Here is a 4984-nt window from a genome sequence, read left to right as displayed (position 1 = left end):
ATCGGGGGCGGGTCTGATTGTCGCCAGTGAAGCGACGACAACGACCCTGGGGAATCTAGCTCAACCGCCGACCCTAATGGCGATTTTTGGTTTGCTTGTCACCTCTGCATTTATTGCCCGTCGGATTGTAGGGGCCCTGCTTTGGGGAATTTTAGCGACAGCGATTTTGGGCTGGATTCTCCAGATTGCGCCGCTGCCAGAGGGCATTGTCGCGATACCCCAGATGCCTGTTGATCTGGTTGGACAAGCGTTTGTCGGATTGGGACAGATCGCCCAAATCAACCCTCTGGAACTGTTTTCGATCGTCTTTGTACTCTTGTTTGTGGATTTGTTTGACACGGTGGGAACCCTGACAGGCCTAGGCGCAAAGGCTGGCTATATACGGGAAAATGGCGAATTCCCGCGCGTGGGTCGGGCGTTTATGGCCGACGCGGTGGGTACGACCGTGGGCGCGATTTTGGGCACTTCAACGGTAACGTCCTACATTGAGTCGGCGTCTGGTGTTTCGGAAGGGGGACGGAGCGGCTTTACGGCGGTCGTTACGGCCGCACTGTTTGTGGTGTCTATCTTTTTTATTCCGCTATTGGCTGGCATTCCAGTCTTCGCTACGGCTCCGGCTCTGATCATTGTGGGAGCGCTGATGATCGGTGCGGCGACCTTTGTACGATGGGGCGATCCGGCAGAGGCGATTCCAGCGTTTCTGACGATGATCATCATGCCGTTGAGCTATTCGATCGCGGACGGACTGGCCGCAGGCTTTATCCTGTATCCCTTGATCAAGACGTTTCAAGGTAAGACCAGTGAAGTGTCGATCGCGGTCTGGGTTTTGGCTGCTCTCTTTGTACTGAAGTTTGCGATCGCCTAGATCGTGCTCAAATAGTCTAAAAATCATTTAAGGTAGTCTTCGTATAACGATGTTTCGCGATCGCATATCTCCCATTGGAGGTCAGAGAGCGATCGCGTTTCTGTGACTGCCTGGAGGGCGATCGCTCCCTTTGAAGTTTTTCTGACTATACGGGCGATCGCACCGCTACCACTTCGATTTCCACCAACCAACCGGGATTCACTAACCCAGCAATTTGCATAGCCGATCGTGCGGGTAAGTTGGGCTGTGCCTCTGTACCCAAAAACTGCGTATAACCATCCATATTTATTTAGCAAGCCCTATGGAGATGACTCGGTTCTGTTACCAAGGTAAACGACTACCATCCCATGAATAGAAATTCCCTGTATCGGCAGGTGTCAGGCTATCAAGCACGGTGAGTAATTGCCCCACAGTCCGTTCTACGGAAAATAGTTTTTCCGGGGGGACATTAGCCTGAAAAGGCTTGGAGAGAGACGTATCCGTAGTGCCGGGATGGAGAGCAACAACGATCGTATTTGGACATTTGCGCGTATACTCAATGGCGATCGTTTTCATGAACATATTGAGAGCGGCTTTCGAGGCACGGTAGCCGTACCATCCCCCTAGGCGATTATCTTCAATGCTGCCGACCTTCGCAGAGATGCTGGCAAAGAGACTGCGATCGCCATGCCGGAAGAGCGGTAGGAGATGCTTCGCCAGCAGCACCGCACCGATACTATTGACCTGAAAATAGTGCATCAGTTGATCGGAATTAATCTGGCGTAGACTCTTTTCAGGTTGATACGTTCCCTCATGGAGAACACCAACACAGTTAATAACCTGATGTAGGACTGGGGTTTCGGCCTGGATCAAGGTCACAAGCTGACTCACCTGATCTTCATCGGTGAGATCGAGGGGGTAGACCTTGAGGCGATCGCTCTGGCTTTGCGCCAGGGTTAGTAACGCTTGGGCACGATTGGGATCACGGTAGGTCGCGTAGACTTGTACGCTACTCTGCGCGAGGAGGGCTTGCACAAACCCTAGACCAATTCCGCCATTGGCTCCCACAATCAGCGCGTGGGTTGACTGCGATGCGTTAGATGGAGTCATAACTGCCACTATGAATTTTTTTCATATCAGCCATCAATATTGCTTTTTGTTACTTTTGGGCTTGCGCTCTAACCTTAAGAAAGGTAACGCATTTTCTATCTACTCACAACTCAACACGGAGAAGACATCATGACCTGTTCTAATTCTCGCTCTACCTCAGCTAATCCCCATCATTCAATCTTCACAACTCAGCCTTGGGAAGCGATCAAATGGTTCTGGCGATTTAGCCTGTTCTACGGTCGCTATATCCCTACCAATGGCGTATCTCAAACCTTCTAAGACCTCTTTATTTCTCGTTAGGCAGGATGCCTGACAGGAAGGAGAAAATGCGATCGCTCAGTTTGCAAATGCGTGGATAGCGTGCTCTAGGTAGGCTGTCTACGCTGTTTTTTAGCGCATATAACCCGTCATAGACTATCCTTTAAGGAGCGTCTATGGTGAAGGAATACGCCTTGTTCTGGTTGTTATGCTCCAGATCAAACTCCTGGGCGACTGTGCCATTTCCTTAAACTACCAGCCGATTTCGGGTATCCATACCAGTCGGTTACAGTCTCTATTGGCCTATCTGGTGCTGCATCACCATGCTCCTCAACCCCGCCAACGGATTGCAGCCCAGCTTTGGCCGGATTCGACCGATACTCAAGCCAGAGCCAATCTCCGCAAGGAACTCAGTCATCTACGGCGATCGCTCCCTGATCCAGATACGGTGCTGTGGGCTGATGCAAAGACGTTGCAGTGGCGCGTAATACCAGAGTGCTGGATCGATGTAGTGGAGTTTGAGAAAGCCTTGAAGTTGGCGGAACAGACCTCCGACTCTGATCTGGTGCGATCGCACCTGGAAGAAGCCCTAGATCTCTATCGGGGGGATCTGTTGTCTGACTGTACCGATGAATGGATCATGCCGGAACGAGAACGACTACAGCAACGACGACTCCGAGCGCTCGATTTATTGATTGACCACTTGGAGCAAACGGGAGAATACCGTAGTGCGATCGCCTATGCGCAGAAACGCCTACAGTTGGATTCATTCAGCGAAGCAACCTATTGTACATTGATGCGACTCCAGGCCCGAATTGGCGATCGCGCTAATGCGCTGCAAGTCTATCACCGCTGTATGACCGTTTTTCAGAACCTCGTCGTCGATTAGTGCATCTACAGATTGCGCGACAGCTTCAAGAACTGGTGGATACTCAGCCTGACTTAGTGGCGGATATTGCTCACCATGCGGCGTTGGGGGCGATCGCGCCTTGGCGGCCACGTCGTCGTTAACGGCAGCCGAGCGATCGCGTGCGGCCATTCGCCAACGTCTTCCCGATCAATTTCTTGCTTCTGTGCAGAGGGTGTAATGTCTCTACTCAGATCTTGCACCTAACGATTTGAACCTGATAACCGTGTCGCTGCAGTAACGGTTGTTGTCGTTCGAGTTGTCGAAACACCAGTGCAATCGCAACTGCCGGCAGCACGGCTTCAAAGACGACCTTGGCGGCAACCGCCCAATCCGGAAGGGCAGATGTATCCATTGCCAGATCCCCCCAATGCGCTAAGAGGAACGCAACCAAAGACAAAACCAACCCGCGATACATCTCAAGTCGAGTCTGCTGGCCGAAACGATGCAGGCCAAAGCGATGCTTCGCTGTTTTGAAGAAGCCCTCAATCTGCCAGCGGTGTCGCCCCCACCCGACAATCGTGCAGGCTTTGAGCGGTCGAGTGGACAGGACATAGCGTTGGGAGCGCTTTGATTCCCCGTCGCGTTTGAGGTAGAACCCAGCAATGGTTACGGGAAACTTGAGTCCCGCCAAACGAACCGGCTGTCCCGGCTGATGCAGTTTGAACAGATGGCGTCCATCCTCCAGTTGCCGGTCATAACGTACTCCTGCAATCGCATGCAGCTTCAAGGGTCGAATCCTTTGGAGAAACTCCACACGGCCAAAAGCCGTGTCTGCTAACACGAGGATCTTGAAGGCCCGTCTGAGCCCCTTGGGGAGAGCAGCGACCCATCGGAGGCCGAGTTGGGCGGGAGAGGGGGTGTCCTTGCCCCGGTACACTCGGCAACTCCACGGGATGCGCCACTCCCCTACGACCAGATCGAGAACCACCAGATGCACTCCTCGGTTGCCATCAAAGAATCCCTCGCAATTTTCCAAGGCGTAGATCGCTCAGTATTTGATGCGACGCACTTCAAATCGGCTCCAGCCCCTGATGCAGATTTGGTCTATCCAACTGGGGTATGGCACTTTGCGCGAGGAATGGCGTTGACGGCACAAGGGAAATTAGATGAAGCGGCGCAGGAGTTGGAATCGTTGCAGGCGATCGCCAATCATCACTGAATCTTAACTCAGGCTTTGGGATCTCTTAAGGCTTTCTGTGTGTCAGAACGCTATGATATTTACCAGAAAACCTAAATTCTGTAACTTTCAATACAGAATTTAGATTAAAGATAATGTCTTGAAGCAGAACGATTCGATAACCCTTGCGGACTAAACTTTCGTCTCTGTTTCGAGAGTCATGACAGGATTGATAGCGTTACTGACGAGTACATTGGAGATTTCACCATGATTCGCAATCTCAACGACAACGCCCGTGTTCGGTTAGCGCAATCTCGGCAGCGCCAGGGCGATCGCCGCCGGGGTATGTTGCAACGATCTATGGCTGAAGTCGTGGATACCCAACGATTGGATTCTTCTGATGCTTAAGGAGAGGGCGCATGAGGTTTAACTATCGAGGCATTCAGTACAATACGACCCCGGCGACGCTACCTGCGGTAGAAGGGGATGTCATGGGTAAGTATCGCGGTGCTGACAATCATCTTCACCATTCCATACAGGTTCCCGAAAGCCGTAATCTTCGGGGATACACCATTAAGTATCGTGGCATTGCAGTGTAAGTCGGTGTAGAACGACGCCACTGCACGATACCTGAAATAGGTTCCTAAATTCGTAGATGGAGTTTGGCAGGTAACACTGATCAGACTCCTTTTGTTTGTGATGAGTTATAGCCACCCTCATCCGGTTTAAGACCTAGAATCGCAGA

General features: G+C 51.8%; 8 protein-coding genes and 1 pseudogene. 6 read left to right on the top strand and 3 right to left on the bottom strand.

The window, feature by feature from the left end; all coding sequences use genetic code 11:
• Positions 1 to 865: NCS2 family permease (locus IGR76_17170; protein ID MBF2080192.1), on the top strand; the 865-nt coding region annotated here is incomplete at its 5' end.
• A 145-nt stretch (positions 866 to 1010) separates the two neighbouring features.
• On the opposite strand, the pseudogene IGR76_17165 reads toward IGR76_17170, so the two are convergent.
• Together IGR76_17165 and IGR76_17160 are read right to left on the bottom strand one after the other, a co-directional pair.
• A pseudogene (locus IGR76_17165) lies at positions 1011 to 1148 on the bottom strand (hypothetical protein).
• A 38-nt stretch (positions 1149 to 1186) separates the two neighbouring features.
• On the bottom strand, positions 1187 to 1954 hold the full coding sequence (locus tag IGR76_17160) for an SDR family NAD(P)-dependent oxidoreductase (protein MBF2080191.1): 768 nt from the start codon (positions 1952 to 1954) through the stop codon (positions 1187 to 1189).
• 129 nt (positions 1955 to 2083) lie between these two features.
• On the opposite strand from IGR76_17160, the gene IGR76_17155 reads away from it, so the two are divergent.
• Complete coding sequence (locus tag IGR76_17155; GenBank protein ID MBF2080190.1) at positions 2084 to 2233, top strand: hypothetical protein; 150 nt, start codon at positions 2084 to 2086, stop codon at positions 2231 to 2233.
• Positions 2234 to 2420: 187 nt separating this feature from the next.
• A complete protein-coding gene (locus IGR76_17150; protein MBF2080189.1) occupies positions 2421 to 3101 on the top strand; it encodes a hypothetical protein in 681 nt (226 codons plus the stop codon).
• 208 nt (positions 3102 to 3309) lie between these two features.
• Here the strand turns inward: IGR76_17150 and IGR76_17145 are convergent, their stop codons facing one another.
• Positions 3310 to 4050, bottom strand: a complete 741-nt coding sequence (locus tag IGR76_17145) for a transposase (protein ID MBF2080188.1) — start codon at positions 4048 to 4050, stop codon at positions 3310 to 3312.
• A gap of 3 nt (positions 4051 to 4053) precedes the next feature.
• On the opposite strand from IGR76_17145, the gene IGR76_17140 reads away from it, so the two are divergent.
• The 3 genes from IGR76_17140 (at position 4054) to IGR76_17130 (ending at position 4838) form a co-directional block, all read left to right on the top strand.
• Positions 4054 to 4281, top strand: a complete 228-nt coding sequence (locus IGR76_17140) for a hypothetical protein (GenBank protein MBF2080187.1) — start codon at positions 4054 to 4056, stop codon at positions 4279 to 4281.
• Positions 4282 to 4506: 225 nt separating this feature from the next.
• Positions 4507 to 4647, top strand: a complete 141-nt coding sequence (locus tag IGR76_17135; protein ID MBF2080186.1) for a hypothetical protein — start codon at positions 4507 to 4509, stop codon at positions 4645 to 4647.
• 11 nt (positions 4648 to 4658) lie between these two features.
• The gene (locus tag IGR76_17130) at positions 4659 to 4838 is read left to right on the top strand and encodes a DUF4278 domain-containing protein (protein ID MBF2080185.1); all 180 of its coding nucleotides are present in this window, start codon (positions 4659 to 4661) and stop codon (positions 4836 to 4838) included.
• The last annotated feature ends 146 nt before the right edge of the window (positions 4839 to 4984 follow it).

It is taken from the genome of Synechococcales cyanobacterium T60_A2020_003, from assembly GCA_015272205.1.
Taxonomy (GTDB): Bacteria; Cyanobacteriota; Cyanobacteriia; order RECH01; family RECH01; genus JACYMB01.
Note: the sequence above shows the minus strand (reverse complement) of the source record. Positions and strands in the feature narration are given on the sequence as shown.